Origin of the sequence: Rhizobium sophorae (genome assembly GCF_013087515.1) — a bacterium.
Taxonomy (GTDB): Bacteria; Pseudomonadota; Alphaproteobacteria; order Rhizobiales; family Rhizobiaceae; genus Rhizobium; species Rhizobium sophorae.
On sequence record NZ_JABFCN010000042.1, the window covers coordinates 1 to 25,053 of the forward strand.

The 25,053-nt window shown below is 62.4% G+C and carries 24 protein-coding genes and 3 pseudogenes; 10 read left to right on the top strand and 17 right to left on the bottom strand.

What is annotated here, in order from left to right; translation table 11 throughout:
* Positions 1-309: 309 nt before the first annotated feature.
* A complete protein-coding gene (locus G9X64_RS22550) occupies positions 310-762 on the top strand; it encodes an NUDIX hydrolase (protein ID WP_168311642.1) in 453 nt (150 codons plus the stop codon).
* A 2-nt stretch (positions 763-764) separates the two neighbouring features.
* Here the strand turns inward: G9X64_RS22550 and G9X64_RS22555 are convergent, their stop codons facing one another.
* Positions 765-1,811: a DUF3095 family protein gene (locus G9X64_RS22555; protein ID WP_168311643.1), complete on the bottom strand. Its 1,047-nt coding sequence runs from the start codon at positions 1,809-1,811 to the stop codon at positions 765-767.
* Positions 1,812-1,925: 114 nt separating this feature from the next.
* Positions 1,926-2,321 (bottom strand): Ohr family peroxiredoxin, encoded by a 396-nt coding sequence (locus tag G9X64_RS22560; protein WP_168311644.1) that lies wholly within the window; start codon positions 2,319-2,321, stop codon positions 1,926-1,928.
* Positions 2,322-2,492: 171 nt separating this feature from the next.
* Between G9X64_RS22560 and G9X64_RS22565 the strand changes: the two are divergent.
* Positions 2,493-3,002: pseudogene (locus tag G9X64_RS22565) on the top strand (class I SAM-dependent methyltransferase); the annotation flags it as partial.
* Positions 3,003-3,019: 17 nt separating this feature from the next.
* Here the strand turns inward: G9X64_RS22565 and G9X64_RS22570 are convergent.
* From G9X64_RS22570 to G9X64_RS22580, 3 genes are all read right to left on the bottom strand, one after another.
* Positions 3,020-3,367: a CAP-Gly domain-containing protein gene (locus G9X64_RS22570; protein WP_168311645.1), complete on the bottom strand. Its 348-nt coding sequence runs from the start codon at positions 3,365-3,367 to the stop codon at positions 3,020-3,022.
* A gap of 137 nt (positions 3,368-3,504) precedes the next feature.
* A complete protein-coding gene (locus G9X64_RS22575) occupies positions 3,505-4,806 on the bottom strand; it encodes an extensin-like domain-containing protein (protein WP_168311646.1) in 1,302 nt (433 codons plus the stop codon).
* 151 nt (positions 4,807-4,957) lie between these two features.
* Positions 4,958-6,775, bottom strand: a complete 1,818-nt coding sequence (locus G9X64_RS22580) for a methyl-accepting chemotaxis protein (protein ID WP_168311647.1) — start codon at positions 6,773-6,775, stop codon at positions 4,958-4,960.
* 287 nt (positions 6,776-7,062) lie between these two features.
* On the opposite strand from G9X64_RS22580, the gene G9X64_RS22585 reads away from it, so the two are divergent.
* Complete coding sequence (locus G9X64_RS22585) at positions 7,063-7,449, top strand: acyl-CoA thioesterase (protein ID WP_168311648.1); 387 nt, start codon at positions 7,063-7,065, stop codon at positions 7,447-7,449.
* An 18-nt stretch (positions 7,450-7,467) separates the two neighbouring features.
* Complete coding sequence (locus G9X64_RS22590; RefSeq protein ID WP_168311649.1) at positions 7,468-8,055, top strand: hypothetical protein; 588 nt, start codon at positions 7,468-7,470, stop codon at positions 8,053-8,055.
* Between the two features lie 161 nt (positions 8,056-8,216).
* On the opposite strand, the gene G9X64_RS22595 is transcribed toward G9X64_RS22590, so the two are convergent.
* The 6 genes from G9X64_RS22595 to G9X64_RS22620 all read right to left on the bottom strand — a co-directional run bounded on the left by G9X64_RS22595 (position 8,217) and on the right by G9X64_RS22620 (position 15,354).
* Positions 8,217-9,389, bottom strand: a complete 1,173-nt coding sequence (locus G9X64_RS22595) for a DUF1501 domain-containing protein (protein ID WP_171377414.1) — start codon at positions 9,387-9,389, stop codon at positions 8,217-8,219.
* Between the two features lie 11 nt (positions 9,390-9,400).
* Positions 9,401-10,912: a DUF1800 domain-containing protein gene (locus G9X64_RS22600; RefSeq protein ID WP_168311651.1), complete on the bottom strand. Its 1,512-nt coding sequence runs from the start codon at positions 10,910-10,912 to the stop codon at positions 9,401-9,403.
* A 211-nt stretch (positions 10,913-11,123) separates the two neighbouring features.
* On the bottom strand, positions 11,124-11,471 hold the full coding sequence (locus G9X64_RS22605; protein ID WP_168311652.1) for a DMT family protein: 348 nt from the start codon (positions 11,469-11,471) through the stop codon (positions 11,124-11,126).
* A 271-nt stretch (positions 11,472-11,742) separates the two neighbouring features.
* Positions 11,743-12,993 carry an MFS transporter gene (locus G9X64_RS22610; protein WP_168311653.1) on the bottom strand — a complete coding sequence of 417 codons (1,251 nt, stop codon included), beginning with the start codon at positions 12,991-12,993 and terminating at the stop codon, positions 11,743-11,745.
* A gap of 293 nt (positions 12,994-13,286) precedes the next feature.
* The gene (locus G9X64_RS22615) at positions 13,287-14,096 is read right to left on the bottom strand and encodes a class I SAM-dependent methyltransferase (RefSeq protein ID WP_168311654.1); all 810 of its coding nucleotides are present in this window, start codon (positions 14,094-14,096) and stop codon (positions 13,287-13,289) included.
* A gap of 208 nt (positions 14,097-14,304) precedes the next feature.
* A complete protein-coding gene (locus G9X64_RS22620) occupies positions 14,305-15,354 on the bottom strand; it encodes a class I SAM-dependent methyltransferase (RefSeq protein WP_168311655.1) in 1,050 nt (349 codons plus the stop codon).
* A 97-nt stretch (positions 15,355-15,451) separates the two neighbouring features.
* Here G9X64_RS22620 and G9X64_RS22625 point away from each other — a divergent pair, with 97 nt between their 5' ends.
* Positions 15,452-16,525 (top strand): GlxA family transcriptional regulator, encoded by a 1,074-nt coding sequence (locus tag G9X64_RS22625; RefSeq protein WP_171377415.1) that lies wholly within the window; start codon positions 15,452-15,454, stop codon positions 16,523-16,525.
* A gap of 108 nt (positions 16,526-16,633) precedes the next feature.
* Here the strand turns inward: G9X64_RS22625 and G9X64_RS22630 are convergent, their stop codons facing one another.
* Complete coding sequence (locus tag G9X64_RS22630; protein ID WP_168311657.1) at positions 16,634-17,515, bottom strand: NmrA/HSCARG family protein; 882 nt, start codon at positions 17,513-17,515, stop codon at positions 16,634-16,636.
* 100 nt (positions 17,516-17,615) lie between these two features.
* On the opposite strand from G9X64_RS22630, the pseudogene G9X64_RS22635 reads away from it, so the two are divergent.
* A pseudogene (locus tag G9X64_RS22635) lies at positions 17,616-18,536 on the top strand (LysR family transcriptional regulator); the annotation flags it as partial.
* A gap of 25 nt (positions 18,537-18,561) precedes the next feature.
* On the opposite strand, the gene G9X64_RS22640 reads toward G9X64_RS22635, so the two are convergent.
* From G9X64_RS22640 to G9X64_RS22660, 5 genes are all read right to left on the bottom strand, one after another.
* A complete protein-coding gene (locus G9X64_RS22640; protein ID WP_168311658.1) occupies positions 18,562-18,813 on the bottom strand; it encodes a hypothetical protein in 252 nt (83 codons plus the stop codon).
* A gap of 101 nt (positions 18,814-18,914) precedes the next feature.
* The gene (locus G9X64_RS22645; RefSeq protein WP_168311659.1) at positions 18,915-19,292 is read right to left on the bottom strand and encodes a response regulator; all 378 of its coding nucleotides are present in this window, start codon (positions 19,290-19,292) and stop codon (positions 18,915-18,917) included.
* A gap of 129 nt (positions 19,293-19,421) precedes the next feature.
* Positions 19,422-19,787, bottom strand: a complete 366-nt coding sequence (locus tag G9X64_RS22650; protein ID WP_168311660.1) for a DUF4087 domain-containing protein — start codon at positions 19,785-19,787, stop codon at positions 19,422-19,424.
* Positions 19,788-19,944: 157 nt separating this feature from the next.
* Complete coding sequence (locus G9X64_RS22655) at positions 19,945-21,705, bottom strand: phospholipase D-like domain-containing protein (protein WP_168311661.1); 1,761 nt, start codon at positions 21,703-21,705, stop codon at positions 19,945-19,947.
* A gap of 262 nt (positions 21,706-21,967) precedes the next feature.
* The gene (locus tag G9X64_RS22660; RefSeq protein WP_168311662.1) at positions 21,968-22,756 is read right to left on the bottom strand and encodes a DUF899 domain-containing protein; all 789 of its coding nucleotides are present in this window, start codon (positions 22,754-22,756) and stop codon (positions 21,968-21,970) included.
* A 267-nt stretch (positions 22,757-23,023) separates the two neighbouring features.
* Between G9X64_RS22660 and G9X64_RS22665 the strand changes: the two genes are divergently transcribed.
* The 4 genes and pseudogenes from G9X64_RS22665 to G9X64_RS22675 all read left to right on the top strand — a co-directional run bounded on the left by G9X64_RS22665 (position 23,024) and on the right by G9X64_RS22675 (position 25,050).
* Positions 23,024-23,524, top strand: a complete 501-nt coding sequence (locus G9X64_RS22665; RefSeq protein WP_168311663.1) for a GNAT family N-acetyltransferase — start codon at positions 23,024-23,026, stop codon at positions 23,522-23,524.
* A gap of 86 nt (positions 23,525-23,610) precedes the next feature.
* Positions 23,611-23,774 (top strand): annotated as a pseudogene (locus tag G9X64_RS37365) (adenylate/guanylate cyclase domain-containing protein); the annotation flags it as partial.
* Positions 23,775-23,832: 58 nt separating this feature from the next.
* Positions 23,833-24,480, top strand: a complete 648-nt coding sequence (locus tag G9X64_RS22670; protein ID WP_171377416.1) for an ankyrin repeat domain-containing protein — start codon at positions 23,833-23,835, stop codon at positions 24,478-24,480.
* Between the two features lie 45 nt (positions 24,481-24,525).
* Positions 24,526-25,050, top strand: a complete 525-nt coding sequence (locus G9X64_RS22675; RefSeq protein WP_168311664.1) for a YHS domain-containing (seleno)protein — start codon at positions 24,526-24,528, stop codon at positions 25,048-25,050.
* Positions 25,051-25,053: the final 3 nt, after the last annotated feature.

The following is a 25,053-nucleotide window of genomic DNA, read 5'->3' on the forward strand; positions in this document are numbered from 1 at the left end:
CGCAAGCGATCTGGTCAAATTATCTCGAGATATCTTGCAAGTCGGGGGCCGTCCACATATAGGGATGTGGGCGGCATGACGCTCTCCTCTCCGTTTGATCTATTCGGAAACGGACGAAGATCGACTGACCGACCTCGTTCGCAACAGCAGGTCATTCGCGTCTGTCTGGGGACTATGCGCCCGGGCAATACAGGGGTCAACTTACCCTGTCAGGCTATGCCTCGACTGTCTCGATGGACGACCGGTCATTGCAAAGAGCCATGGCTGCGGGCAGCATGGGCGCGAGATCGATGAGGCAGAGGAGATTGCATGCCCGACATCGCGATGGGCGTCTTGAGCCAGAACGGAACCGTTCTTCTGGCCAAGCGCAGTTCCAAGCGCAGGGTGCACCCGGATCGGTGGAGCCTCCCGGGCGGCCATATCGAACACGGCGAAGACGCCGAGACGGCAATGCGCCGGGGATTGATGGAAGAAATAGGCGTGACGCCGCAGCGCTTGCAGTTTGCTGGGAAGTTCGTATCGGAAGACCCGCCTGAGGCATCCGTCACCTTCCATGTCTACCGCATCGATCAGTGGCACGGCTATCCGCGGCTGGTCGATGACGAACACACCGAGCTTAGATGGTTTAGTGTCGCCACGATAGAATGCGATGTCGAGCTGGCGCCACCTCAACTCGGCAAAATGCTCGCAAACCTGGTCAGGAGACGGGGAAGCCCGCTTAGATCTCTTGGCGGCCATGATCCCGCGCCGGCTGGGTCCTGAGCCTACGGAGCATGATGCCGGACGACATCGTCAAGCGCGCCTTCCTCCATCTTCTCGGCGGCCCTGGCATAGCCGCCGCCCATTCCATCGAGGAAATGCAGGTGCGAATCCGGCCTGTCCGATGGCACGAGACAGGTCATCAGCGCATGGGATTGCCGATGCAGTCCGAACTTGATCTTGCCGCGCGCCCTCGCCGGAACGAGGATCGCTTCGACCCTGTCGATCTGCTCCGGCGTGCAGTCCAGCGTCAGGCGCAAACCGTCGTCGAATTTGCGGAAATCCGAATTGGCGGCGACCTCCGCCCAGCCTTTCGCATCGACCTGCTTCCCGCCGTCTCCTGACATGGGAACATCGCCGGGAAGCGGATGAGATTGGCGCGGTGCGGCATCGAAAATCGCAAGCACGCGTTTCGCCAGCGCCGCAAAGATCTCGGGACGGGTATGGTCATTTGGCTCGACCAGCAGCGACAGGATCTCGCCCCTCTGGCTTGGGAACGGCGTCCAGTCACAGCTGAGGCCGGTCAGATCGGGCTTCGTCGCGTAGCGGCCCGGCTTGACCAGATACCGGCCGTTCTTGATCTGCTGCTCCGCCCATTTGAGCCCGCCCCCTGTAAACATCGCATAGTTCGCGTTCTCGGAGGCGGCATAACGGGCAATTCTGACATCGCGCCCACTGGTGCGGATTTCGCGCACGGTCAGCAGCCCGATACGAAGGGTAAGATCGAGATCGGCGCTTGCAAAGCCCGCGACCTGCCGCAATGCCGATGTCGCCGCCATGATGCCCTGCGGCGGCAAGGCAAATGCCGCCCCGTCTCCGCGAAACACGAAGGGGAAATCGAACGATCCCCAGGCATTGCCGAGGGCGGCGATAACAGATGCGCCCGCATAGTTGACGTCTTCGTAGCGCCCCGACCGGATCGCCGTGGTCGAGTTGACGACATCAGTGATGCCGATCAGCCAGTCATCGGGCAACGGCTGATAGACATCGGGGTCGAGCACATGTGAAAACTCGTCATAGGCCTGGTGCGACTGGCCGTGGCTATTGATCATGGCTTGCTCTCCAGATCGGCAAGGTTTCCCGTGCCTGCTACCTCAGCAAGAGGTCTGCCGGCCGGCAGGCCCTCCGCATCAAATCCTTCGGCGATGACGTCTGCCCTCGCCCGCTCAGACAAGCTTGGTCTCGACGTCGATATTGCCGTGTGTCGCCTTGGAATAAGGGCAGATGCCATGTGCTGCCTCGATCAACTCTTGCGCAACGTCGCGATCGATGCCGGATAGGCTGACATTGAGGCGCGCCCTCAGGAAGAAGGAGCCGTTGTCGGCGTTGAGAGTAATCTCCGCGTCGACCTCGGGACCGGCCGGCAGCGTGATCTTTCTCTGGGCAGCGGCAAGTTCGATGGCGCCGATGTAGCAGGCCGACCAGGCGATGCCGAACAGGTTTTCGGCGGCCGGATGCGGCTGCGGCAGCTTGATGTCGATCGTCCCGTCGCTGCTGCGCGCGGAGCCGTCGCGGCCGCCGGAGATGTGGGTTTTGCCGGTAAAGAGAAGCTTCTCGGTCATGGTGATATCCTTTCGGTCTAAGTTTGATACGTGTCCGATTAAATCGGATGCGCTTTAATACGCCCCACCAAAATCAATGTCAACAACATTCCGATTTAATCGGATGCGATTTATTTGCAAATGTGGAAACGCGCCATATCCGGGCAACCCTCAGCGGCAGCTATGCGAACAAGCTGGCCCGGCTCCGTTCGGGGCTGCCAAGCTGATGCCGTCGCGCTCCCCTTCGACGATGAAGCCTTCGATGCCGTGATCGCGATGCATATGCTCAATCACCTGCCCGATCCGGTCGCGGGCATCGCCGACATGTCAAGAGTGCTGAGGCCGGGCGGCTTTCTCGCGGTCACCACCAACGGCGCCGGCAATATGCGGGAGATTTACGCGCTGACGACCATATTCGGCAGCGCACCCTCTGATCCGGCCGCCGAAGCCTTCGGGTTTGACGCTGCCGAACGATCGATGCGGTCACAATTTGGAAACGTCACTATGTCGCAGCATCCGGCAAAACTGCGGATCACCGAGCCCGAGGATGTGTTCCTGGCGCTAACCTCTTACCCGCCCGGCGACGGCGAGCTCCAGCTCACCAAGTTCCGTCAAGCCATTGCCGATGCATTCAAGCAATCTGGCGGCGTGCTTGAGGTTCGCAGAGAGGCTGCGCTGTTCCTGAGCAGAAAGACGGTCTGATCGGTGCCGTGGGGCTTTCAGACCTTCTCTTTCTTCCTGATTTTTTCCTTCGGTTCGACCGGCGCATCGGGCGTCGGCGCCAGAAGTTTGCGCAGCGATCCGATCTTGTCCTTCACCAGCGGCCGGAAGCGCGTCGCGCGATAGGGCATGTCGGCCGCCCCATAGCCTTCCGGCCCGTCGTCATTGCCGCGATGGATTTCCTCAAGCTTCACTCCGATGAAGGTGCCGTCGACATAATGGGTATATTCGCCCACCCAGCGGATCGTATAGATCTCGCCCTTGCGGATCAGCTGGTCGATGCTGACATGTTTGAAGGTATCGTTGATGCAGACGACCTTCTGGCCGACATGGAAATCATAGCTCATGGATCAAACTCTCGAAACGGCAATCCGTCGCGCCGATCTATAGCGTGCCCAGCGGCGAGGATGAACCATTTTCTAGCAGCTAGCCCCGATTGCGGCCGCAACATCGGCACCCGCCGCATGGTTTAGCAGGACATGCATCAGTCGCAATAGGCCTTGCCGCTCTTGCGGGAGCGAAGATCGAAGTGGAAGTGGTTCCAGTGTTCCGGGTTGCTGCCCGGCCCGAGTACTGTATTGAAATAGCGGCAGCTATCAGTGCGCACCGCCTTCAGCAGTCGGCCTTCGCGCAGCGAGAACAGGCCCTTCTTGCGCACGTCGATCTCGTGGCCGTTCTTCAGCACGAACTTGCCGACGTCGATGGCGTTGCCGCGGGCGTGTTCCGACATCGGATTGTATCGCTGCCGGCTGTTGTTCATGCGCCGGCAGGAATAGCCGCCGAGGGGCTGGATTGTCTTGATGCCGGACCAGTAACGGTAGCGGGCGGACGGCGCCAGTTCGTTCTTCACCCATTTGGCGAAGGCAAGCGTCACCTGGCAGTTCAGCGTTACAGCCGGGCGGACGCCGATATTGCCGGAAAGCCCCTTCAGCGACACCGGATAAGGCACCTGGCAGGCCGGGCCGTTCGAAATCGGCGGCTTGTCGTCGAAGAGCACCCCCATGCGCTTCAGCTCGCGCCGGCAGGCAAGCTCGGAGGATGGCATGACGCTGGGATCGACCGGTGCTGCCGGTTGGCTCATCATCGGATTGTTCGGCCGCAGCATCGCGACCTCTTCGCTCTCGTCCTCTTCGGGAACACGGGCCGGCGCCACCACAGGGCTGCCGTCGTTCCACGCGGGCGCCCGGCTCATCTGTGCCTCGGCCGCCGGCTGCGGCATTGGCTGCTGCGGGGGCTGGCGCATGGGCTGGTTGAGCTGCGTTGGATTATCGGTGCCGATGCCGTCGACAACCGGCTCGGTGGCGTTGCCCTCGGCGATCTGCTGATGTTGTTCCTGCGCCAGCCCGACGACCGGCTCCGCCCCGAGATCGTCATCCATGTTGACGCCGCCCGACGGGATCGCAAGCGCCTGCGTGCCGCCCCAGTTGCCGCTCGGTTGGCCTGCCGCCAGCGCCTCGTCGCTGTCGATCATCGGTAGCCTACCCCCCTGCGCCCGCTGCGCGTGGCCGGTGCCGGCAAGGTTTGGCGTATCGAGATAATCGACGGAGCCCTGGCTATTGCCGACGGGCGCGCTGGAAACCGGATAGGAGGCCTGGCTCTCCACCGGCGCCATGCGCACGGCAGGCGCCATGCGCGCTGCCCCCCGCGACGGCGAAATCGAGCTGACCCTGGTGCCGTTGTCGACATTGGCCGGCGGCACCAGCCCGTCGCTGATCGAACAGGTCGTCAGCGCCACCGAGAGCAGCACGGGCAAAAGGGATCGCCGAGGAAAGGAAACAAACGCCATACTCTTATCGCTTCCGCAGGCTGGCTGGGCAGTGACCGAAAAAACTCACTCCAATTTTAATTAAAAACGGTGAATGAAAACTTACCGGCACAATCTGAACGCGACGGAAATGAAAAAGGCCGGTTTCCCGGCCTCTCATCTCTACGTTTCCTCACGCTGCCCGTGTGTATCGGGTCACCGGCGGCGGCTCCCCGCGCAGGCGGAAATTCGAAAGCAGCGTCTTCAGCTGGGTGCTCTCGTCGGCGAGCGTGCGGCTTGCCGCCGTCGTCTCCTCCACCATCGCGGCATTCTGCTGCGTCATCTGGTCCATGTGATTGACGGAGCCGTTGATCTCGTTCAGCCCGGTCGACTGCTCGCGCGCCGCCGTCGCGATCGATGCGACGTGATCGTTGACCTGGTTGACCAGCGCCTCGATCTCCAGCAGCGCCTCGCCCGTCGAGCGCACCAGCGCCACCCCGCCCTCGACCTCAGTCGCCGACCGGCTGATCAACTCCTTGATCTCCTTGGCCGCATTGGCGGACCGCTGGGCAAGTTCACGCACTTCCTGGGCGACGACGGCAAAGCCGCGGCCCGCCTCGCCCGCCCGCGCAGCCTCGACGCCGGCATTCAGCGCCAAAAGGTTCGTCTGGAAGGCGATTTCGTCGATGACCGAGATGATCTGACCGATGCGGTTGGACGAATCCTCGATCCGGCCCATCGCCGTCACTGCGTTGCGGACGATCTCGCCGGATTTTCCGGCACTCGCCTTGGTCTCGGCCACCATCTCGCGCGCCTCGTTCGCCCGTTCGGATGCGGTCTTGACCGTCGCGGTGATCTCGTCGAGCGCTGCGGCCGTTTCTTCCAGCGCAGCAGCCTGCTGTTCCGTGCGCTTCGACAAATTACCCGTCGCCTCGCTGATATCGGACGCGCTGTCGTTGACGACGCGGCTCGATTCGGCGATCGCGTGGATGACGCCGTTCAGCGCGCCGACCGCCGCATTGAAGTCATTCCTGAGCTTGGCGTAATCGTCGCCGATATCGCCGATCGCGACCGTCAGATCGCCGCTCGCAAGCTTTTCGAGGCCGACGCCGAGCGCCTGCATCGCATGGGTCTGCCGTTCGGAGGCAGAGCGCAGGCTCGCCTCGTTGCCGCGGCGCTCTTCTTCGATCTGCCGCTGCCTCTCGTCTTCCCGACCGCGCAGCGCGCTGCGCTCATCGACGGAGTCGCGCAGCACCAGCAGCACCTTGGCCATCTGGCCGACCTCGTCGCGATACTCGCTGCCGGCGATCTCTACCGACGCTTCTTCGGCAGCAATCGCATTCATCGCTTTCCTCAGCCGGGCAATCGGCGCCGTCACGCTGCGCACGATGGCAAAGGCGATCGCGATCGTCGCCGCAGCGCCAATCAGGCAGGCCATCGTGGCCCAGAGCAAATTCTGGCGATAAAGCGCGGCAAGGTCGTCGGCATAGACGCCGGTGCCGACGATCCAGCCCCAGGGCTCGAAACCGGCGACATAGGAGTATTTCAGCACTGGCTCATCGGCGCCCGGCTTCGGCCAGAGATAGTCGACGAAACCCTTGCCGTCCTTCTTCACCTTATTGACGAACTCGACGAACAGGAATTTGCCGGTCGGGTCCTTCATCTGCGAGATATCGGTACCATCAAGCGCCGGCTTGATCGGGTGCATCACCATTTTGGGATGCATATCGTTGATCCAGAAATAGCCGTCGGCGCCGTAGCGCATCGCGCCGATCACGTCCTTGGCGGCCGCCTGCGCCTGCTCGCGGGTCATCGTGCCCGCCTGCTCCATCTTGTAATATTTTTCGAAGATGCCGAGCGCCGTCGCATCGAGTTGCGCCAGCCCTGCCTTCCGCTCCGCTTCCAGCTCGGAATAGGAATAGTTCAGAAAGAAGACCATCGTCGCCGTGAGCACGGCAAGCGTGAAGGCGACGAGGCAGTAAAGACGGGTGGAAATCTTGACGTTGCGCATGAGGTTCCCGGCGATTCTTTGTCTGAGATCAGTCCCACACTGAACCATCGGAATTACTGGAGCGTAAAGCTTAATTAGAAGATGATTAAATAACGTAAGGGGATGCTGCGGTTGCAAAATTCAACCAGTTGAAATCGAATGAAATTTCAATTGGAAACGGATGCGGCATTTCTTCCGTTCATCGCCCGCAGCGCCAGGCCTTCCCATCTTTTACAGCCCACGGCCTTGCACTAGGGTCTTTCTCAGTGAATCACACACCCTACCCTGCGCCAGATGGAGAAGATTTGATGACCGATGCCGCCAAGCCGAGAGGCGAACTGACGCTGCGCACACTTGCCATGCCTGGCGATGCCAATCCGGCTGGCGATATCTTCGGCGGCTGGGTCATGGCGCAGATGGACCTTGCATCGGGTATCCGTGCGGCCGAGCGCGCCAAAGGCCGCGTCGTCACCGCTGCAGTCAAGGAAATGGCCTTCGAGCTGCCTGTCAAAATCGGCGATACACTGTCGGTCTATACCGATATCGAGCGTGTCGGGCGCACCTCGATCACGCTGATCGTCGAAGCCTGGGCGCATCGTTCGCGTTACAACCAACAGGAAAAGGTCACGGCCGGCACCTTCATCATGGTGGCGCTCGACGAAGAGGGCAAACCGAAGCAAGTCCCCGAAGAGTGACAGGCCAGGATCGAAAGCATGGAAACGGTCAGCTCGCCGGAGGTTTTCCTTCACATCAAGGTGGTGATGGGCATGGTCATCAGCCTTTCGCTCGCGAGGGTGCTGACCGGCCTTGCCGGCATCGTCCAGCATCCTGGTAAGGCCAAGGTCTATCCGATCCATCTCGGCTGGGCGCTGTCGATGTTCCTGTTCATCATCCATATCTGGTGGTGGGAATATCGCCTGCAGGCCGTGCCTGTGATCGGGTTCGGCATCTATCTCTTCCTCGTCTGCTTCTGCAGTCTGTTCTTCCTGCTCTGCGCCCTGCTCTTTCCTGCTTCACTCGACGAATATGGCGGCTACGAGGAATATTTCATTTCCCGGCGCAAATGGTTCTTCGGCATCCTTGGTCTCACCTACGCGGTCGATATTCTCGACACGGCGATCAAGGGCCACGAGCGCATCCTCTCGCTCGGCTGGGAGTATCCCGCCCGCAACATCATCTACATCATCCTCTGCGCCATCGCCGCCTGGACTCCCAGCCGCCGCTTCCACGCAGCCTTCATCATCGCCAACCTGATCTACCAAGTCAGCTTCATCTTCAGGCTTTATGATGTGCTGGGGTGAGACGTGGTCCCACGAAGCGGGAGCAATCGGGGAATCGATTGCAAAACGTCGAACACCCTGAGCCATGCGAGGGGCCGGGAAGCGGCAAGCTCCCTGGCTAGCCAGGAGAGGACCTTATTCTTGCCCTTCGCTTACGCTCCGTGCATTCGCGGCCCCGCCGCTCATCCCCTCAAAAACTGCGACCCCTTGTCGAACCCCAGCCCTGGAAAGATCTTCCCCGACAAATCATCCGCACTCACATCGAATTGCCGGTAGAGCATCGCCGCGGCGAGTTCGCGCACGTCGGCGGTCGGCATCAGGTCGCGGTCGTCGAGCAGTTGGCCGTCACCAACGCCCGGCCAGCGGCCGAGGATGCGGCCGCCGTTGATCGCGCCGCCGGCAAGCAGCGCGCAGCCGCCGGTGCCGTGGTCGGTGCCGGCTGAGCCGTTCTGGCGCACGGTGCGGCCGAACTCGGTCATGGCAAGCACCACCGTCTTTGCCCAGATCTCGGGCCCGAGCGTGGTCTTCAGCGTATTGATCGCCTGCGAAAGGTCCTGCACCGGCCGTTTGAACTGGCCGGCCTGGCCGATATGCGTGTCCCAGCCGGCGATCGAGAAGCTGGCGATGCGGTAATCGCCCTTCAGCATGTTGCCGGCGAGGGCCGCCACATCGGCGATCTTTGCGCCGCGCTGGCCCTCCGGCTCGACCATCATCGAGGCGGTGTCGGCCCGTGTCGCCTCGGCAAGCGCCTCGGCGAACGGCGGATCGCCGGCATAGAGCCGCGCCAGGAACTGCATCTCGTCGCGCGCCGGCGCCAGATTGGAATCCGACGCCCAGACGTCGACATTGTTCGGTCCGGAGAGGATCAGCTCCGTCGAGGTATTGATGTCGATTGCCTTGCGCGCACCCGAGCGCGGAATGACGGCGAGCGCCCGGTTCAGCCAGCCGGTCTTTTCCTCGGCGACATGCTCGCCGCCGGATTCCAGCATGTCTTGCCCGTCGAAATGGCTGCGCTGGTCGCGATAGGGTGTGGAGACCGCATGCACGAAGGCAAGCTCGCGGCTCTTCCACAGCGGCATCAGATCGGCCGCGGCCGGATTGAGGCCGAAATGCCCGTCGAGATCGAGCAGCCCGGTGTCGGGCGTCAGCGCCAGGGTCGGCCGGAGTGCGGCGAAACCGGCATCGCCATAGGGCTGCACCAGGTCCAGCCCGTCCATCGCGCCGCGCAGCACGATGGTGACGAAACGGTTGTCACCCGGCATCGCCGCGAAGGTGACGGGGGTAAAGATGGGAGCGGCGGCAAGACAACAGGCAGAGGTCAGAAAGCCGCGGCGGGAAAGCGAGATCTGGTTCATAACAGAGGCTCCTAACGGCGGTTGAATTCGGGCGATGCCAATACCAGCGTCAGCCCGCTGATCTTGTTCGGCGCCTGCGACACCACGCGGATCGTTTCGTCGCGCGCGGCATCGGCAAGCGTCGATTTCAGGAATTCGCGCGGATCCTCGTCCCGGCCGAACTGTGCTGCGGCCCGCCTTGCCCAGGCCAGCCGCTCGGCGAGCTGGCTGCCGGTGATCCAGGCGGAGAAGCCTTCCTCGAAACCGGCCGGGCTCGGCGGCAGCCAGGTCGGCTGGCCCATGCGCCTGAGCGCTCCCTGCCCCAGCGCCCGCGCCGTCCGGAACGCCTTGAGGCGCTTCTCCCTTGCCTCGCCGGCGGGATCGGTCGTCACCGGCGATCCAGCCATGCCAGGCGTGTTCGCCGCCATGTCGCCCTCGTCCGTGCCCTGCTGGTTCGCCGCCAGGAAGCTGCCGACGACGCCGTTGACCGGTCCCGCATTCAGCGCCCTCAGGCCGGCGACTATATAATCGAAGGGCTGGCGCGCCTTGGCGCCCTCGTCGCGCCAGGCGACGGGATGGTCGAGCATCGCAGTGTAGACGGCAGTCAGATCGCCATCCGTTTTCTTCCAGGCTTCGGCCATATTGGACACCATGCCCTCGTCGGGCTGGTCGGCGATGAAATGCACCGCGAGCTTGCGGCTGATATGCACCGCCGTCTTCGGATGGAGCGCGAGATCGTCGAGCATATCGAGATAATCATCGCGCGAGCGCCTGCGCCCGCCATAGCTGACGCCGAGCACCTCATGTAAGCCGGGCTCGGATATATTCGGCCGAAAGGCGATGTCCATCTCCTTGCGGTCGATGGTGAGCCCCGTCAGCACCATGGCCGCCGCCGTGACATCCGCCTGGCTGTAGCCGCTGCCGGCGCCGAGTGTGTGCAGCTCCAGCAGTTCGCGGCCGAGATTCTCGTTCAGCCCTTTGTTACGCTTGATGCCGCCGACCGAATCCGGCCCGAGCGAATCCGCCTGGTCGAGATAGATCAGCATGGCCGGATGGGCGGTGGCATTGCGCAGCAGATTGCCGAACTTGCCTGATATGAACGGCCGGATCGCCTCGGCCTCGTAGAGCGGCACGATGAGGCGCATCGGCAGGCTCTTGTTGGCGCTGGTGGAGAAATGATCAGTCCAGAAGGTCGCCAGCCGCTCGTAGAAGCCGTAGGGCGACAGTACCGCCTGCATCAGCCGCAGGTTCACATCGTGTTGGAACTGCTGCTGCGCCTGCCGCTGCACGCCCTTGCGCATCTCGCGCTGCGTCGTATCGTCGGTCACCGTCTTGGCGTCCTGCCGGATCTGCCGCAGCTGCGCCTGCAGGCTGAGAATCGCCTGGTGGCGCATGTCGGGGCCGCCGAGCGGAAAGTCCGGCGTTGCCGCCGCCCCCAAGCGCAGCTGACCGATGAGCTCGTCCTTGCTGCTCGGCGGCACCTCGCCCGGCCGAAAGCCATAGCCGAACCGGATCGCCGCCATCGTCGGGAAAGACAGACTCATGGCCGTTCACCTCTTGATCACCGCTAAAGCAATTCCAGCAAAAGTGCGTCGCGGTTTTGCGTCCGGAATTGCGTGAAACAAACGTCAGAGCATTTCCGTGACCCGGAAATGCTTGAGGTGACAGGGTCTCAACCAATTGCGACGCCAATCTGTAGGAAATGTGGCGTTTTCCCGACATGGACAATTTGTAATCTATTGAAAAGGCTAAAGTTTATGCACGGAAGATGAACGATGCCCCGATTGCAATCAGGGCAAAGCCGATCGCATGGTTCCAGGTCAGGTTCTCGCCGAGCCAGAAGATCGAGAAACCGGCAAAGACAATCAGCGTGATCACCTCCTGCATCGTCTTCAGCTGCGCCGTCGTATAGACCGCCGAACCGATACGGTTGGCCGGCACCGCCAGGCAGTATTCGAAAAAGGCGATGCCCCAGCTGACAATGATGGCGAGGAAGATGGCGCTGCTCTTGTGCTTGAGATGCCCATACCAGGCAAAGGTCATGAAAATGTTGGAGGCAAACAGCATGACGACGGGCCAGATGGCGGCGGGAGAAAATGGCATAGGAAAACTCGGGGCTGTGGGAGGAACGGTGGATCCAGCGGGATGCCGGCGGGCCTTACCTAGCACGCCGCCATTCGACGGCAAGTCCTGCAAGGCTCGGACCAATCGTCTCACGTTACCAAATGCCGGTCAGCGGCGGCTTGCACAGCACTTGCCTTCCGGCATCACCCTGTTGCGGCCGGCGTTCTACGATCGCATCTGGGGTTGCAACGTGCTCAAGAGCTGAAAGGCCGGCAGCTGTCGCCGCCGGCCTTCATAACCGCAGACAGCGCTAGATTCGCATCGCGCCACGCGGTTCTCCGACCTCCTCCGTGCCGAAGCGCACATCCTTCTTTTCGTAGCCGAAGCCGGCAAGGGCCGCGACGATGAGTGCCACTACCGCCGCGACGATCAAGAGTGAATAGGCATAGTCGCCGTCCCAACGAGCGGCCAACCCCGCCTGCAGCGTCGCATTGCCTGACGCCAGCAGGTTGCCGAGCTGATAGGCAAAGCCGGGGAATGTGCCGCGCACCTCGTCGGGGGACAGCTCGTTCAGATGCACCGGCACGATGCCCCAGGCGCCCTGGACGAAGAACTGCATCAGGAAGGCGCCGATGGCAAGCAGCACCGGCCCAGACGCATAGGCCCAAAGCGGCGCGACGGGCACGGCGATCAGTGCGGCGATGACGATTGCCTTTTTGCGTCCGATCCGCTGCGACAGCGCCCCGAAGAACAGCCCGCCGCAGATCGCTCCGATATTGTAGACGATGGCGATCGCGCCGACCGTGTAGCTCGAATAGTTGCGCTGCGTCTCGAGGAAGGTCGGGTAGATATCCTGGGTGCCATGGCTGAAGAAGTTGAACGCCGTCATCAAAAGCACCGCCCAGATGAACAGCGGAATGTTTTCGCGCAAGACTGTCAGGAACGGCCGGCGCCCCTCGGCCTGCCGTTTCAGGAAGGCCGGGCTTTCCTCGACGTTGCGGCGGATATAGAGCACCAGCAGCGCCGGCACCGCGCCGACAAAGAACATGCCGCGCCAGCCGATGACAGGAAAAAGCAGAAAGAACACAATCGAGGCGATCAGATAGCCGGAGGGATAGCCTGCCTGCAGGATGCCCGAAACGATGCCGCGGCTCTGCTCCGGCACCGTCTCCATGACCAGCGAGGCGCCGACGCCCCATTCCCCACCCATGGCGATGCCGTAGAGCGCCCTGAGCACAAGGAACATGGTGAGCCCGGTGGAGAAGCCGGTCAGAAATTCGAACAGCGAATAGAGCAGCACGTCGGCCATCAGCGTGATTCGCCGCCCGTAACGGTCGGCCGCCAGCCCGAAGACCAGTGCGCCGAGCGCCCGCATGGCAAGCGTCAGGAAGATCGCCACCGAGACGGCGGGAACGTCGGTGTGGAACTCCTCGGCGATATATTTGAGAACGAAGACGAGAATGAAGAAATCGAAGGCGTCGAGCGTCCAGCCGAGATAGCTGGCGATGACGGTGTTGCGCTGCTGCGGCGTCAGCCGGCGCAGGCTTTCCAAAGCGGACATCTGATATTCCTCTGTCCGAAAGCGGCGGCGAGGCGGGCAATTCCGGATGCCGTCGGAAGGGGTGCCCGAAACGGGCGGGTGATGCTGTTGCGGCTGCGTTTGCAGTCGGAGACAGCGGTCAATAACGTCAGCAATCCTGCCGCTGTTCCATCACGATCGGCGTGATCGGGTGGCGTCCCACGCGGCTCCTTGTCGCAGGCATACGACTGTCCAGAGCCCCGCTCCCCGGCCCGGCATCCTCTTGGATGTTGCCGCCATACCCACCACAGGCAGCCACAGCGAAAACGCTATGCCTAGCTCTTTCCCGGCACCCTGCCCCGGCAGGCCCACGCCACCGATGCGAACGACCGCGGTCCATCCGGCTCGCCAGCCTCGTAAGCGGTCCTGACGGCGACATCGACCGCTTTTCGCTTCGCCGGGTCCAGCCCTGCGACATATTTGCCGAGTGGTCCCTCCCCGGCGGCGATCGGGTCCCAGTAATCCTCGAAGGAGAGGTATTCCATCCGGATCAACAGCGACGTCTCCTCGACGTCCACAAGGCCCTGACCGACAAAACTCTCCTTCATCTCCCCCGGCCGCATCATCGGCTGGAAACAATATTTGCGCCGCATCGCCAGCGCGTTCTCATCGAGCATCACCACCGTGTCCCACATCATCCGCATGCCGGACATGCCGCCATAATGGTCCCAGACGGCGGCCGCGACCACGCCACCCGGGCGCACCACACGGCACATCTCGGATACCGCCTTTCCCGCCTCCGGCACGAAATGCAGCACGAGCAGCGACATCGCCCTGTCGAAGCGGTTATCCTCGAAGGGAAGCGCGCAGGCATCGGCCTGTCGGATCGAGACGCGCGGGTCGGTGTTGCGCCGCGTTGCGGCCTCGACGAAGACCGGTGAATAGTCGATGGCGACGATCTCCTGCAGGCCCGGCGTTTCCGCGAGGGTGAAGGTCAGGCTGCCAGTCCCGCAGCCGACATCGAGCACACGATCCTCATCCGCCAGACCGGCGAAATCGATGAGCATCGGCGCCAGCCTCTTGCTCCAGCGCCCCATTAGCCGTTCATAACCATCCGCATTTTCGACGTTGAAACTCGACGGCATTGAAGTCTCCGTTCAAGGACGATGGTCTGCCGTCGGACAATAGGGCCTCGCCGCAACCGCCGCAAGTTGAACCGCCGTTCTCAGCCCACCCGAGCATCCGAATGGCGCTTCAAAACATCGTCGTCCGCCCGACCGCACAGGCGTGAGCGTGCGGTCGGCAGCGGGTTGCCATCGGCAACCCGCTTATTGAACTACCTCCTCGCAGACGTCAGAGCCGAGCTTCCAGCACCATGTTGAACGGCGTCTCGGTCGCGCGCCGCACCTTCGAGAAGCCGCCCGCCTTGAGCACCTCGGTCAGCTTTGCCTGGCCGGCCTGCGCGCCGAGGGCGGCGCCCACTTCCTGGCCGAGCGAAGCCGGTACGCAGGTGTTGGCCGAGGCGGCATAGAAGACGCGGCCGACGGGGTTGAGATTGTCGGCCAGGCTGTCGCCCGCCATCGGCTCGACCAGCATCAGCGTGCCCTCCGGCTTCAGAGCCTGGGCGATATGTCTGACGGCACCGACCGGGTCGCCCATGTCGTGCAGCGCGTCGAAGATGGTGACGAGGTCGAAGCCCGCCCCTTCGAAATCCTGTGCGCGGGCGGTTTCGAACCGGACATTGCTCATGCCCCCGGCGTGCTTGCTCGCATGCTCGATCGAATGGGCGTGAAAATCGATGCCGGTGAATTGCGACTTCGGAAACGCCGTCGCCATCATCAGCGTCGACGAACCGAAGCCGCAGCCGACGTCAGCAACCCGCGCGCCGCGCTCCAGCTTCTCGACGACGCCGTCGAGTGATGGCAGCCAGTTGTCGACGAGATTGGCCTTGTAGCCCGGCCGGAAGAACCGGTCGGTGCCGCAGAACATGCAGGTGCAGCGGTCCGTCCACGACACGCCGCCGCCGTGGCGGAAGGCATGGGTGAGCTTGGCGCGATCGGCATAGACGGCATCGAGCGCCTGGAAGCCGCCGGTCATGTTGACGGGACTATCGTCCACGGCAAAGACCGCCGCCTGTTCCGGCGAAAGCGTGAACTTTCCCGTCGCCGCGTCATAGTCGACAAATCCCGATGCGGCCTGCGCCGATAGCCATTCCCTGACGTAACGCTCCTTGGTGTCGGTGGCTTCGGCAAGCTCGGCGGAGGAGACAGGTCCCCGGCCCGCCATCTTGCGATAGAGATCCAGTTCCTCGCCGATGATTACCAAGGCGGCATTCTGCGCCGCCCCGAGCTCATTCACCATGACGCCGAGCAGCGTCTGCAATTTCTCGATATTCAGTTCCATTGATGCGATACCTCTCCATCAGGCAGCGGCATGCCGCCCGTTTCGAAGCGCCTTTTACGTGTTGCTAATGGTTCGCAGCAGAGGCAGGATGGCCGCTATGAAGCCGATAGAGCCACATTCCGCCAAGCGTCCCTTGCGGGTCAGCATCGTCGCGTTTCCGGAATGCGACCCCTCGATCATGTACGGCATCTTCGACACGCTCTGGATCGCCGGCGCCAACTGGAAAAGCAGCTCGAACGAGCCGACGAGCGAGGTCATGTTCGCGCCGCGCCTGGTTGCCGCCGAGCCCGGCCCGCTGAGGCTGATCACCGGCGTGACGATCATGCCGCAGGAGACGATCGACGACATCGAGGAGACTGATTACGTCCTCGTCCCGAACGTCCTCGTCGACACGCCCGAAACCGTCCGCGCGCTCGACCGCAGGTTGCTCAACTGGATTGTTGAGATGCACCGGCGTGGCGCGCGGCTGCTGGCGGCCTGCGGCGGCTCAATCGTGCTTGCCGAAGCCGGGCTGCTGGAGGGACAGCCGGCGACGACGCACTGGATGTATGCGCCGCTGTTTCGCAGCCAGTTTCCGAATGTGGAACTTAAGGAAGAGCGCATCCTGGTCCAGGCCGGCGCTGGTCATTCTATCGTCTGTGCCGGCGGAGCATCATCCTGGCAGGACCTGACGCTCTTCCTCATTGCCCGGCATGCCGGAACGGCGGAAGCCATCCGCATATCGAAGATCTTCCTCTATCAATGGCATCGCGATGGCCAGCTGCCCTACGCCTCGATGATCGCCAATGCCGATCACGGCGACGCCGTGGTGAAGAAATGCCAGGAATATGCCCCCCTTCACTATCAGTCGGCCGACATCGTCTCCGAGCTGCTCAGGCTTTCCGGCCTGCCGAAGCGGTCCTTCGACCGCCGGTTCAGGAAGGCGACGGGTTATTCGCCGCTCGAATATATCCAGTGGCTGCGGGTCGAGGAAGCCAAGCAGATGCTTGAAATGGAGGACAGGCCGATCGAGGAGATCGCGCTCGAAGTCGGCTATTCCGACCTCGCCTCGTTCCGCCGCCTGTTTCGCAAGCTGGCAGGCCTGACGCCCGGTGAATATCGCCGCCGTTTCAGGCTGCCCGCCAACGTCGAGGCGGCGCTGCAAGCAGTGGCGCCGATGGCGCGTGCCTGAATACGATGCCTCGTTCGCCGCGTTCGGAAAGCGGATCGAGCCGATCCGCTTCCTTCCATATATCACCAGCCGGTGACGCCAATCGCATCACCCGGTGTCACGGCGAACTCAGCCGGCGGCCTTGTCGACAACACTCCAATCAAACCCCTTCGCCCAGCCGGCATAACGATGCCAGCCAACCTCAGGAAAATCCCGGCGGAGGGCGGCGATGTCAGCGTCGTAGCCGGTGCGGTCGAACCATTCGAACATCAGCGCCGTATCCTCGCTCTGCTGCCGTATCGCCGCGATCGGCAATTCCTGGTAGCGGAGCGGGCGGCCAAGGACCTCGGATAGGGTCTTCGCCTGCTGCTCGCCCGACAATTCGTCGCCGGCAATATCGAAACGCTTGCCGAACACCTGCTCACGCCGCTCGGCCAGTGCTGCCACGAAAGCGCCGATGTCATCGATGGTGATCTGTTGCAGCACGCGGGCGGGCGGCAGGGCGGCGGCATAGACGCCCTGGCGCAGGCCGTCGATCGCCCAGGGCGCCACGGTGTTTTCCATGAAGGCGACGGGCGCGCTGATCGTGTAGGGAATGCCGAGGCCGGCGATATGCTGCTCGACGAGATACTTGCTGTCGAAATGCGGAATGCCGGTCTTCTTGTCGGCATCGCCGACGGAGGAATAGATCAGGTGGCCGATGCCGGCGGCCTTTGCCGCATCGGCAGCAAGGATGCCCTGGCGCGTTTCCGCTTCCACTCCGGCCTCGTAGCTGTTGCCCATCAGGAACATCGTGTCGACGCCGCTTGCGGCCTTCACGACCGATGCGCCGTCATCAAGATTGCCTGTGACGACTTCGACCCCTGCCGCGGCCAGCCGCTTCGCGCCGTCGCTGTCAGGCTTGCGCGAGATCGCCCTGACGCGATGTCCCCGCGCGATCAGGGCGCGCACGACCGCGCCGCCCTGCTGGCCGGTGGCGCCGGTGACCAGAACGCTTCTTATATTGCTCATCTGTCTGCTCCTTGTTGTGACCGATGAAGCAAAGTTAGGGCCTGTCGTATTGAACCATAATGGCATATAATTGGAAAACATCGTGCCATCCCAGGATACAATGCTCGATCTCAACGATATCATGATCTTCGCCCGAGTCGTCGAAGCGGGCAGCTTCACCGCCGCCGCGCGCTTGCTCGGCATGCCGAAGACGACGGTCAGCCGCCGCATCGCCGAGCTGGAACGCGAACTCGGCGTGCGGCTGCTGCAGCGCACGACCCGCAGCCTCAACCCGACGGCTTCAGGGCGTCTCTATTACGAAGAAAGCAGCCAGGCGCTGCGCACCATCGAAGGCGCCAACCAGCGGCTTGCGGAAGCGCGTTTGGAGCCTGCCGGCACGATCCGTATATCGGCGCCGGTCGGCTTCGGCGGCCACTTCCTCCAGGATGCGATCTTCGAATTTCTTTCGACCTACCCGAAGACGAGGGTCGAACTGCGCCTGACCGACGACAGGCTGAACCTCGTCGAAAGCGGTATAGACCTCGCGTTCCGCACCGGCGTCCTCGAAGATTCTACCTTGGTCGCCCGCAAACTCGGCTCGATGTACCGCGTTCTCTGCGCAAGCCCAGATTATCTCGCCCGCTGCGGCCCGCCCGCTGCGCCTGAAGATCTCGTCCGCCACGACTGCGTCATCGCCGGCCAGGCCGCCCATGCGCAATGGTTGCTGGAAGGTCCGCACGGTCAGGAAACGGTCGCGGTTTCGGGCCGCTTCGCCGCCAACGAGATGCAGGCGGTGATGGCCGCCGCGATCGCCGGCCATGGCATCGCCCAATTGCCGCACCGATTCGCCGAAGCCTGCATCAAGGACGGGCGGCTGCGCCGCGTTCTCGACGGCTACACGACGCCGGCCGGCGGCCTGCACGTCGTCTATCCCAGCAGCCGGCACCTGCCGCCTTTGGTCAAGGCATTCATCGAGCTGGCCGTCAGACGGCTGAACGCCACGGGAACCGCCGGCGGCGATGAATTCGCGATCGTCTCGCGCTTGGGCGCTGAGGAACCGGAAGTCCTCACTGCCAAAGGAAGTCCGGCCCCGTGCTCTGGGAGGTAAGCTTGAGGGTTCCGTCCCGCTGGACCACGTAAGTCTCGAACACACGGTAGCCAAAATCGCCAAGAAAGGTATTCTTGACCACCGTTCCCGGACGGTAGGGTGACCGGATGACCTTTTCGCCATAGGTGAGGCTGCCGGGAAGAGGCTGCGGATCCCCTGCGCTGGCGCAGGCCGAGAGAGCGAAGAGAACGGCAAGGAGCGCGTGTTTCATCCGGACTATCTCCTCGGGCAGACGCCAGCGGCCTAACGACGTCGATTTCTTTCTTATCACAACGCCGCCGGTCGCTGTTCACAACGCAGCGTCACGGCCGGTCACAAAGCAGCCTTGCTGCTGTCGAAGTTTCGACGTCGCTCCTCCGCCCGCGAGAGCGCATTGGCAATCCTCTCATCGGTGAAGGGCTTGGAGATGACATCAAGTGCGCCTTCGATACCATGCCCGACATTCTCGGGACTGCCGGTCACGAAGATGACGTCAACCCGATGGCGGTCGATCAGCCGGCGTGCGAGTTGGGCGCCGCTCAGCCCATCGGAGAGACTGAGATCGACGAGCGCGACATCGCTTCTTTGAGCGTGGGCGAGAGCCTGCTCCACTGTCGAAACCGGCCCAATAGTCTGGTGTCCAGCCTCTTGCGCAATGCGTTCGAGCTCCAGAGCAATAAAATTCTCGTCTTCAACAATCATGACCTTCATGAATGAGCCTCCTCCTAGCGTGCTGTCAGGCGCACTACCGGTAGCGGCTACAACGCAACCGTCACCGGAAGGTTTCCACTTTGAGAAGAATGTTGGCGATCGGCGGGCAGCGCCACGTTACCGGTTCTGCTATTCGTCCTTGTGGAGGAACCAGCCGATGGCGCGGTCGCTCCGGCATCGGGAAAGCGCCAATTGCCGCACGGAATGAATTCGGGTAATCGCCCCTTCGTCATCCGTATCGACGTTCATGCAGGCGCAGGCATAGCCGTGACCCGCATTCGTGTAGACATATTCGCCGCGCGTCATGTCGGGAATCTCATCCATTCCCTTAGCCGTGGGACCGCCTGTATTGTCCATGATGCTCCAGCCGCCGTCGGCATCGTTCAGCGACCAGGTCCGCGCGGCGGTATTATCCAGCCAGCCGCAGCGCTGCTCGGCCTGCGCCGCGGCGGACGCAAGCAAAATCACCAGAACATGCGCAGTCAATCTGGTCATCGGCCCCTCCACGCACCACTATGCGTTCGACGGACAAGGCATCGCCCCCAAAGCGAAAGACCGTATCACCGCAGCCGTCCGTCGAACGCCTGTTGCGCCTTTTCGATATCGCCCGGGTGGAATGGTTGAGGTTTAAGGGCCGTCGTGACCGGCAACATTACTCCGCCCGCGAAAACAGCTCCCGGTCGCGGGCGCGGATGGGGTCGGTCCAGTCGCGCTCGAACCAGGGGGTGCCGCCGGGCTGGGGCGGACGTTTCAGCTCCAGCGGGCGGGCGGTGCCCTCGTCCGCTTCGGAGGCGACGCGGAAGATGTAGTGGTCGTACATCCGGAGCGCCTCGATCATATAGCTGGTCGCCACAGTCCGGTCACGGACGAGAACCAGGTTCTCGCCGTTCTCGTCATCGGCGGGTTCGGAGAAATTGTAGGAGCCGAGATAGACCCGCGCCGTCGGCTTGTCGAAGTCGAGCACGACGAACTTGTGGTGCATGCGCGTGCCGCGCTGGTTGCCATCGACACCGGCAAGGCCCGAGGGCTCGGTCAGGAAGGGCGGCGGCACGTTGCCGGTGAGCGCTGCCGAGCGCACCACCCTTTGGCGTTTGTCGGGGCTCATGACGGTGAGGCCGAGATTGCCCGCCCGCACCTCGGCATCGGCGATGCCCATGACATGCATTCCGGGACGCTCCAGGGCGCGCCCCAATGCCGGGCCGATCGCCCCCCTGGTCATCTGGCCGAGGAAGGCGAGCGAGAAGAATACGCTCGACTGGGCGGTATCGATATCGGCGCCGATTTCATCAAGCCGGCCATTGGCGGCGCTGTGCGGGGAGAAAGCAACCTTGGCGTCGACGCCGGCAAGGCCGAGATCGATCCAGCCGGCGGAACTTGGCGAGTCGCGGAAATCCTCGGCGCGATTGGCGGTGAAATAGCTCTCGAAGGCGGTGAAATAATCGTCGATCGCCTTGTCGCTATGAACGGCGAGGCTGTTGTTCGACTGCACGTAGAGACCGCGCCAGCTGAGATTGGTCGAGCCGTAGAGCACCGTCGAGATGCCGCCGCCGCTGACCGCGATCGACTTCTGGTGCTGCAGGTTGGCCATATGCTGGCGCTTGACGTTGGCGGCACCCGCCGAGGCGATCAGCCGCTCCGCGGCCCGCGTCTCGGGTGAATCCGGGCGGCCGTGGCCCTCGGTGCGGTTGCTGTCGTCGATGATGATCTTGAGCTTGTCCCCCAGCGCCTCCAGCCGGGTGACCACCTCGGGCAGGTTGAGGTCATAGGCGATGACGCGCACCTCGGCGCCGACATCGTGAGCCCTGTCGAGCAGATCGAGCGTTTCCGCCCGCGCCTCGAAGCCCATCCAGGCAAGCGCCCGCTCGGCATTCGCATGGGTCGGCACGAAATCCAGCCCCTGGTCGCCATTCGGCGGCACCAGCGTGACGATCGTCGGCTCGCCGGCGGCAAAATTGCGAACGAAAGCCTGCGACGAGACGAAGCCGCGGGTGAAGGCGACGTTGAGCTTGCCGGGAATGGTCTCGCGCATCAGCGCCAGTTCCGCCTCCTGCGCCTCGCCCGATGTCAGCACGCCGGCGGCATCCATGAACTTTGGCGTGATGCGATAGATAAACTTGCCCGGCAGATCGGCATTGAAGGGAAAATGCACCCAGCGAAACTTCTGGATCGGCGCCTCGGTGGTGCGGATGCCGTCTTCGGGAACCGGCTGGTCGGGAAAGCCGATACGGTTGCGCACCGTCTTGAAGAAATCCGTGCCCGGCTCGCGATACTGGATGGCGAATCCGACGAAATCGGCCGGCGGCCGACCGTCCTTCCAGTCCATGCCGAGCAGCACCATGCCATCGCCGCGATGGATGGTCAGCGCAAAGAGCGCAGCCGCATTCCCTCCGGTCACACGAAAATCCATATCCATGCCCGCCTCCCCTCAAAATCGGAGGAAATGTAGCATGGTTCCATGACAGTAAGGAGATATGTCGGTGACATTTTGCCCGCAGAAGGTGCAGGGGGCGACGGCATGGCGCAAGCCCGTTCTGGGATAGCGCGCCCCGTCGCACGATCTTCAGCCAAGGTGAGCACGCTGAGCCCTACCACTCCGAAAAGACCGCCGAAATAAATCTCAGGCGGACCGCCGTACCCTCCTGCCCCGGCGGGACGGAGGATACAGCCGGACCCCCCTACGGTTTCTCGTTTGCGCTCTCCGCCCTGAACGCCGCCTCGCCGGCGTCGGAGACCTCGATCCATTTCTTGTCTGGCTCGGCGTCCGGCACATAGCTATCGTGCCAGTTCCACCACTTGTAGGTCGGCGTCTGGGGATAGCCCTCGGGCGAATCCTCCCAGACCTCCTGGCGGCCTAGCGGCGTGATGTCGAGATAGTTCCAGGTGCCGCCCATCTGCTCGTCGCCGCGGTTGTTGATGAAATAGGTGCGGAAGATGCGCTCGCCGTCGCGGTAGAACACATTGGTGCCGTGCCACTCGTCGACGCCGAAGTCCTTGTCGAAGCTGTCGGTGATCGTGACCCATGGCATCGTCCAGCCCATCCGCGCCTTCAGCCGTGCAATGTCGGCCTGCGGCGCCCGCGAGGCAAAGACCAGCGTTGTGTCGCGCGCGTTGAGATGGGCGACATGGGCAACCTGATCGGCGACCATCGAGCAGCCGCGGCAGGCATGTTCGGGCCAGCCGAACACGCCGGGCTCATAGAAGGCGCGGTAGAGGATGAGCTGGTGTCTGCCTTCGAACAGGTCGAGCAGGCTGACCTTGCCCTGAGGCCCTTCGAACGCATAGGCCTTCTCGACCGCCATCCACGGCATACGCCGGCGCTCGGCGGCAAGCGCGTCGCGGGCGCGGGTCTCAGCCTTTTCCTTGACGAGCAGCTGCCCGCGGGCCGCTTCCCAGGCTTGCGGCGACACGACCGGCGGTTTGTGCATCGCTTGTCCGCTTTTTCCATTCTCGGCTGAAGCAGTCATGGCTTTCGATCTCCTCATTGGGGCGAATTCCCGCGCCTCCGTGGTGAAGCGCGCTTCCCTTCGCTGCTCGTTACTCGTTTATGGAGATAGTTTGGCAGCGGATATCGACCACTGGGAGTAACAAGTGTGACGCTATTCCGTTCCGCGAAGGTTCGCTGAAGGCCGGGGTGCTCCTGCAGGGCATGCCAAGGTCCGAGAGGCAACTGTTGCACTTGCCTGGAAAGGCCGTAGGAATATCGGATCGGCTGCTGCCTAGGAGGGCGGTTTATGGAAGTCCATGCCATTGGTTCCCGGTCCGACTTCGAAGATGCGCTTGCGCTGATCGATGCTATGGGCAAATGGGATGCTGAACAGTCCAGCCAGTTCGGAGTGCCCGAAGTCGAGCTGCTGGAATATGTCTACGGACACACGGTTGAAACCCTGATGGAAAAGTTTCGCGAACCCGGCGCGGGCTTCTTCCTTGCGCGTGCGGACGGAAATGTCGCCGGCTGCGCTGGCTATTCGAAGTCGAATGATAGCATCGCCGAGTTGCAGAAAATGTATGTTCGCACCGAAGCACGCGGCAAAGGCGCAGCCAGGGGTCTGATGACCGCCTGCCTGAATGGAATGCGCGATGACGGGTACGATCGCGTGCGGCTGGAAACCGTGAGCTTTATGTGTGAGGCCATCGCCCTCTACGAGAGCTTTGGCTTCAAACCCTGCGATCAATTTCGGGAGATTCCCGCGAGCTTACAGCCGATCACGATTTTCATGGAGAGGAAGCTCTAGGAACCGATGCCTGAGTACGGCGAGTGTTCCGGAGCCCAACAGGAGAGTTGCCAAAGCCGGCGACTGGCGGAAGCTTCCCTCCGGCCATGGCGGGCGGATCGCAGGACATCACGACAGACGCCTCGTCCAGGAAGCCCGCCGGGCACGGAAGTGGCACGATCTGCCGCCGTGGCTGTGACCAGATGCATATGCCGGTCCAGATCGGCGGCCCGCTCGCCCTGCCTTCCGCGCCTTCGGTATCCACCGCAGCGCAAGTGGGGTTGAGGGGAGCGCATCCATTAGCGTAATCTTGTTTACGAATTGCACACGTGCTAAAACGCGGCAAAACGGCGCATACGAACCCTGATCAAACCGAGATCGTGCCCGTGAATATTTTTATCGCGACTGTTGCTACGCTTGTCATTGGCGTCCTGCCGGCATGGGCAGGTCCTTTGCATCAGGCGGCCAAGGACGGCGATATCGCCCGCGTCACACAGTTGCTGGACCAGGGCTCCGATCTGTCGGAGCTCGATGAGGCGGGCGAGCCGGCGCTGATTATCGCGTCATTGGCGGGCCATGCCGATGTCGTCGTTCTTTTGCTGGATCGCGGCGCCGACATCGAAATTCGCAACAAGGGTGGGCTGACGGCGCTGCATGCAGCAGCCTATGCAGGAAAACTGGAGGTGGTGAAACGGCTTGTCGCCGAGGGAGCTGATGTCAACGACAGGAAGAATTTCTATCAAATGTCGCCGCTGCACGGCGCCGCCGAAGAGGGCCGCACCGATGTGGTCGCTTTTCTGCTGACGAAGAGCGCGGATGTCGAAGCGACGGAAAGAAACGGGTACACGCCTCTCACTCAAGCCGGGTGGCGGGCGCATTGGGATACGGCCAAATTACTGATGGAAGCCGGTGCTGTTTGCCAGAAAGCCGAGCTTGTGGGTGAACCGCTCTACAAGGAATGCACCAAACGGCAATAGCGTTTCGCTTGAGGTAATAGACCGCGTCCGGGAACGGAGCTTGGTATGTCTTATCACGTGCAAAAATGCGGAAAGCGGACGGGAGCGGCGCTTGGGGCTGCGGTCATGCTGCTTTCTTTCCTTCAGCCCGCGGCAGCGGAAGATCTCGTCAATACCGGCTATTTCGGCGATATCGCGATCAAGGGTTATGACCCGGTTGCCTATTTCACCGAAAACCAGGCCGTTAAAGGGTCCGAGACATATTCCTACCACTGGCTTGGCGCGACCTGGCATTTCGCCAGCGCGGAAAATCGCGATCTCTTCAAGGGCGATCCATCCAGGTATGCGCCGCAATATGGCGGCTATTGCGCCGACGGCGTGTCTTTCGGGACGGTGACCACCAATATCGATCCGAAGGCCTGGCGGATCATCGATGGCAAACTGTATCTGAGCTATGACCCGGGGGCAGCGGAAGGCATGGAGAAGAATCCGACCAAGGTGACCGACTCGAAGAAGCATTGGTCCGAAGTTCAGCAGACGCTGATTTCGGAGAAGATGCACACCGTCTGGCAGCAACCGGATACGAAATGAAGC

Bases quoted from the DNA above. Each gene is read 5' to 3' on its own strand.
- G9X64_RS22550 (WP_168311642.1), top strand. From the start codon at position 310: ATGCCCGACATCGCGATGGGCGTCTTGAGCCAGAACGGAACCGTTCTT.
- G9X64_RS22555 (WP_168311643.1), bottom strand. From the start codon at position 1,811: ATGATCAATAGCCACGGCCAGTCGCACCAGGCCTATGACGAGTTTTCA.
- G9X64_RS22560 (WP_168311644.1), bottom strand. From the start codon at position 2,321: ATGACCGAGAAGCTTCTCTTTACCGGCAAAACCCACATCTCCGGCGGC.
- G9X64_RS22570 (WP_168311645.1), bottom strand. From the start codon at position 3,367: ATGAGCTATGATTTCCATGTCGGCCAGAAGGTCGTCTGCATCAACGAT.
- G9X64_RS22575 (WP_168311646.1), bottom strand. From the start codon at position 4,806: ATGGCGTTTGTTTCCTTTCCTCGGCGATCCCTTTTGCCCGTGCTGCTC.
- G9X64_RS22580 (WP_168311647.1), bottom strand. From the start codon at position 6,775: ATGCGCAACGTCAAGATTTCCACCCGTCTTTACTGCCTCGTCGCCTTC.
- G9X64_RS22585 (WP_168311648.1), top strand. From the start codon at position 7,063: ATGACCGATGCCGCCAAGCCGAGAGGCGAACTGACGCTGCGCACACTT.
- G9X64_RS22590 (WP_168311649.1), top strand. From the start codon at position 7,468: ATGGAAACGGTCAGCTCGCCGGAGGTTTTCCTTCACATCAAGGTGGTG.
- G9X64_RS22595 (WP_171377414.1), bottom strand. From the start codon at position 9,389: ATGAACCAGATCTCGCTTTCCCGCCGCGGCTTTCTGACCTCTGCCTGT.
- G9X64_RS22600 (WP_168311651.1), bottom strand. From the start codon at position 10,912: ATGAGTCTGTCTTTCCCGACGATGGCGGCGATCCGGTTCGGCTATGGC.
- G9X64_RS22605 (WP_168311652.1), bottom strand. From the start codon at position 11,471: ATGCCATTTTCTCCCGCCGCCATCTGGCCCGTCGTCATGCTGTTTGCC.
- G9X64_RS22610 (WP_168311653.1), bottom strand. From the start codon at position 12,993: ATGTCCGCTTTGGAAAGCCTGCGCCGGCTGACGCCGCAGCAGCGCAAC.
- G9X64_RS22615 (WP_168311654.1), bottom strand. From the start codon at position 14,096: ATGCCGTCGAGTTTCAACGTCGAAAATGCGGATGGTTATGAACGGCTA.
- G9X64_RS22620 (WP_168311655.1), bottom strand. From the start codon at position 15,354: ATGGAACTGAATATCGAGAAATTGCAGACGCTGCTCGGCGTCATGGTG.
- G9X64_RS22625 (WP_171377415.1), top strand. From the start codon at position 15,452: ATGAAGCCGATAGAGCCACATTCCGCCAAGCGTCCCTTGCGGGTCAGC.
- G9X64_RS22630 (WP_168311657.1), bottom strand. From the start codon at position 17,515: ATGAGCAATATAAGAAGCGTTCTGGTCACCGGCGCCACCGGCCAGCAG.
- G9X64_RS22640 (WP_168311658.1), bottom strand. From the start codon at position 18,813: ATGAAACACGCGCTCCTTGCCGTTCTCTTCGCTCTCTCGGCCTGCGCC.
- G9X64_RS22645 (WP_168311659.1), bottom strand. From the start codon at position 19,292: ATGAAGGTCATGATTGTTGAAGACGAGAATTTTATTGCTCTGGAGCTC.
- G9X64_RS22650 (WP_168311660.1), bottom strand. From the start codon at position 19,787: ATGACCAGATTGACTGCGCATGTTCTGGTGATTTTGCTTGCGTCCGCC.
- G9X64_RS22655 (WP_168311661.1), bottom strand. From the start codon at position 21,705: ATGGATATGGATTTTCGTGTGACCGGAGGGAATGCGGCTGCGCTCTTT.
- G9X64_RS22660 (WP_168311662.1), bottom strand. From the start codon at position 22,756: ATGACTGCTTCAGCCGAGAATGGAAAAAGCGGACAAGCGATGCACAAA.
- G9X64_RS22665 (WP_168311663.1), top strand. From the start codon at position 23,024: ATGGAAGTCCATGCCATTGGTTCCCGGTCCGACTTCGAAGATGCGCTT.
- G9X64_RS22675 (WP_168311664.1), top strand. From the start codon at position 24,526: ATGTCTTATCACGTGCAAAAATGCGGAAAGCGGACGGGAGCGGCGCTT.